Here is a 3,131-nt window from a genome sequence, read left to right as displayed (position 1 = left end):
TCCGCAGCTCGGCCTGTTCCTGAACGCCGCCCGACTGCCACCATGCGTCGATACAACGGCTGGCGAACACGACTAGGCACTCGTCCCCAGGCTTGACCGGGAATGTCAACGTACAATTGCCGCCAGATGGAAACTGCACCGGGCAGTCCACCAGCAGGGGCATCGTGACGCTGACGATCGATCCGTCGATTTGCCGCACCGGCACCTTGATGGACGGCTGGACCTCGCAGGTCATTGCTGCGGCATCGAACGACTGGATGATGCCCGGCAGCGCGGTCCAGATGCCCGCGCGCAGTCCGTCGAACGCCTCCCGAAGCGCTACCTCGGGATCGTCAACCCGCTCTCGTCTATCCATGGGATTGCTATGAAAGTGCTCGTCGCAGCGTTGCTGTTTGCGGTTTCTTGTCAGGCAACCGCTTTCGACCCCGACGAACTGACCCGGAAGAACCGGGAGTTGGCCGCCAGGGAGGCGCAGAAGCCAGCATGGAAGATCAAGGAAGAGGCAGAGACTGCGTCAATCAAGATGAAGTCTTTCAACCCGGCGACCGTAGGACGGCGCGCCTTCTTATTCGCGCGCCCGATTGAAGACGTGACACCGCGCGCGTCGATGATCGCCATCCTCTATCGCGACACCCCGTGCCAACTTCCAATCTCGGGCGCTAAGGACATGTTCGCAGCCGAATCCCTCTACGGTCGCGCCCTCGTCCCTGCTTGCTGGGGACGACTGATTACCCCATCCGGCGACGATGCACTGATCGTCTCCAAGTACGGCGACACAAGGAAGGAAACGCTGCTGAACTATGCCGAGGTTGAGATCCGTCCGGATGGATCAGGAAAGTTCCTGAAACCGGCGTTCTCGCGCGAACAGTTCATGCAAAACGTGGACGACTTCCACAAAGCGCTCCGCTAGCCGAAACGCTTGATGACGTTGTCCGGCGGCACGGCTGCTTGCGTCCTGAAGCTGTCGGGCAACACTGTGACGTCGGCTGCCAGGCAGATGACATCGGTGTAGTACTCGTTACCGCGCGTATCGCCATGGTGCTCGGCGATCATGACGTAGTAGTACCCATCGTCCTGCAGCTTTGCCTGTTCCTCGATGCGCTCATTCTGAGCCTGCTGACCCACGTTCAGGCTGTACTCATACCGCTGGACGCTGGCATTGTCTATCTGGATCAGGCGCCCGATCTTGACGCTCGGATTAAGAAGCATCTTGATCGTGATGCCGTTCTGCGTCTGCTCGGGTAGCCCGACCATCCCGGTTTCCGACGTGATGACCGGGATTTCTCCCGGCATGTACGACGTCTCGGGAACCATGACGACCTTGCCGTCCTGGATGCTCCAGACGGTCTGGCATGTCCTGGCCGTCCAGCGCATGAACTCCCGAGCCATGCCGAACATCACCTTGCCGCGAGGGAGTGGATTCCTGGGCAGCTCCGGCAGATAGCCCTGCGACACCCCGTATGGGTTCATGGCCGTGCAAGCAGCCGCCACATGGTCGGCTGCCGTCGAGCCCGCGGCCAACGTGGTGTTGACCACCGCGAAGTTGTAGGCCGAATCCCCATCCGCTGCGGTGATGTCCAGATACGTGTCCGTCTGGCTCTCGCGGCCGCGTCGAACCTGCTTGACTGTGCCGTCGAAGATGATCCCGTAGTTGCCGGGGTAGCCGGCCTGGAGCACCAGCCGGGTGAACTCCCGCTCGATGCGCTGCGCCGTCTGCTTTGAGACGTTGTAGACCCTGATCCTCGCCGAGTTCGGCGTCTGCAAGTCACCGCGGCGGACATCAAACCGGAACCGCAGTTCAGACAGGTCGACCGCCTCGCCGCTGTCCTGCCCGATAATGAGCGAGACCTTCCGGCCGAATTGCCGCGTGCTCATGCGTCTGTCACCCAGAATACGTGAGAACCGATACCAAGATCGCCATACGTCGGTACATCGTCCGGGTTGTCGGCGCCTTGCACCCACAGCCGGCCGGCGAAGCCAAGATGGCGATACTGCCCAAGCAGGTCGATGCCGGTCACCAGAGGGATGCCTCTGACCAAAGGCGCATTGTTGGCGTCCGCGATGTCGAGCACCCACCCCGCACCACCGGCTTTCCGATACTGGACCGTCAGGCGGTAGTCCACGCCGCTGAGCGTGATCGTGAAGCGTTGCGGCTCGGGCGACAGTGGAATCTCGAAGAAGTTGGGCATCACATGCTCGTCGGAGGAACGGATCCGCCAGGCGCTGGCGTTGCCGGCGTCGCAGCCTTGACGCCTGCGTTCTGCGTCTCAGCGGTAGCCGCCGGATCGGCTTGGTTCTCCCGCGGCGGTAGCGTCGTGGCTTGCGTGTTGACGATCCGAAGCTGCTTCAGCGTCGCGGTCACCGACATCGCGGCACCCGTCTTCTGGTCCCTGAGCACCGCCAGGGACTTGAACAGCATGTTTTCGTACAGGCGCAGCGACGTCACCACCTGGAACGGCTCGCGCAGCTCCTGAAGCGCCAGCAACTGCGAGTACACCGTGCTGATGTAGTCCGCCGTAGGCAGGCTGCCGCCCTCGAAGATCGCCTGCAGCGTGTCGGTCAGCGCCTTGATCTCCGAGTTGCTCCACCCGCACTTGATGACGACTTCCGGCTGGCGCTTGAAGGCGTGGTCAGAGATCTCCGCCCCCTTCTCCACCGGGTGCTCGGTGATCTGCAGGTCGTCTTGGTAGGCTTCCTCGATCGTGACGGGCACCCGGATGTCGCCGATCATCTTTGGCGACAGGAAGGAGATGATGTCCAGCATTACGAGACTGCTCCTTGCAGATTGCGCACCAGGTCGCCGTTAAGCCGGCCCTGCTCGCGCGAGACTTCCCGGCCTGCCGCAGCAGCATCGTTGACGCCGTACACGTTGATCTCGGTTCGCTGCTCGAGCTGCACGCTGTTGCCGCCTGGCGCGCGCTGCGCGTACACCGTCGGGGTCGCCGTCATGGCTGCCCGGGTGTTGCGCAGCGCCTGCTCCAGCTGCTCGACCGAGATGGACGCGCGGTTGTTGCCGACGCCATCGTAGAAGCTCTTGCCCGTCGCCGGGTCGGCCACGCTGGCCCATTCCCGGGCAGCGGCCTGCATGGCGGCGACGATGTTATCGCTGGCGCCGGTCAGGTAGTCCTTGA

At 62.7% G+C, this 3,131-nt stretch carries 5 protein-coding genes and 1 pseudogene; 1 reads left to right on the top strand and 5 read right to left on the bottom strand.

From position 1 onward, the window contains the following. Positions 1-355 (bottom strand): Gp138 family membrane-puncturing spike protein (locus F7Q96_RS26295; RefSeq protein ID WP_261659905.1); only part of this gene is annotated, 355 nt, incomplete at its 3' end. A 9-nt stretch (positions 356-364) separates the two neighbouring features. Here F7Q96_RS26295 and F7Q96_RS26290 point away from each other — a divergent pair. Continuing rightward, positions 365-910 (top strand): hypothetical protein, encoded by a 546-nt coding sequence (locus tag F7Q96_RS26290; RefSeq protein WP_151023616.1) that lies wholly within the window; start codon positions 365-367, stop codon positions 908-910. On the opposite strand, the gene F7Q96_RS26285 is transcribed toward F7Q96_RS26290, so the two are convergent. The 4 genes and pseudogenes from F7Q96_RS26285 to F7Q96_RS26980 form a co-directional block, all read right to left on the bottom strand. After that, positions 907-1,875, bottom strand: coding sequence for a phage protein (locus tag F7Q96_RS26285; RefSeq protein WP_151023614.1), 969 nt, complete (start codon positions 1,873-1,875; stop codon positions 907-909). The genes F7Q96_RS26290 and F7Q96_RS26285 overlap by 4 nt on opposite strands. Next, positions 1,872-2,189 carry a phage baseplate plug family protein gene (locus F7Q96_RS26280; RefSeq protein ID WP_053821601.1) on the bottom strand — a complete coding sequence of 106 codons (318 nt, stop codon included), beginning with the start codon at positions 2,187-2,189 and terminating at the stop codon, positions 1,872-1,874. Before F7Q96_RS26280 ends, F7Q96_RS26285 begins: the two co-directional genes overlap by 4 nt. After that, on the bottom strand, positions 2,189-2,764 hold the full coding sequence (locus F7Q96_RS26275) for a phage baseplate protein (RefSeq protein ID WP_053821600.1): 576 nt from the start codon (positions 2,762-2,764) through the stop codon (positions 2,189-2,191). Before F7Q96_RS26275 ends, F7Q96_RS26280 begins: the two co-directional genes overlap by 1 nt. Further along, positions 2,764-3,131 (bottom strand): annotated as a pseudogene (locus F7Q96_RS26980) (mannosyl-glycoprotein endo-beta-N-acetylglucosamidase); the annotation flags it as partial. The pseudogene F7Q96_RS26980 and the gene F7Q96_RS26275, both read right to left, overlap by 1 nt.

Source organism: Cupriavidus gilardii (assembly GCF_008801915.1).
In the GTDB taxonomy this organism is placed as follows: domain Bacteria; phylum Pseudomonadota; class Gammaproteobacteria; order Burkholderiales; family Burkholderiaceae; genus Cupriavidus; species Cupriavidus gilardii.
This window is presented reverse-complemented; position numbering and strand designations above follow the sequence as displayed.

Coding starts and splice junctions, on each gene's coding strand:
- F7Q96_RS26285 (WP_151023614.1), bottom strand. CDS start 1,875: ATGAGCACGCGGCAATTCGGCCGGAAGGTCTCGCTCATTATCGGGCAG.
- F7Q96_RS26275 (WP_053821600.1), bottom strand. CDS start 2,764: ATGCTGGACATCATCTCCTTCCTGTCGCCAAAGATGATCGGCGACATC.
- F7Q96_RS26280 (WP_053821601.1), bottom strand. CDS start 2,189: ATGCCCAACTTCTTCGAGATTCCACTGTCGCCCGAGCCGCAACGCTTC.
- F7Q96_RS26290 (WP_151023616.1), top strand. CDS start 365: ATGAAAGTGCTCGTCGCAGCGTTGCTGTTTGCGGTTTCTTGTCAGGCA.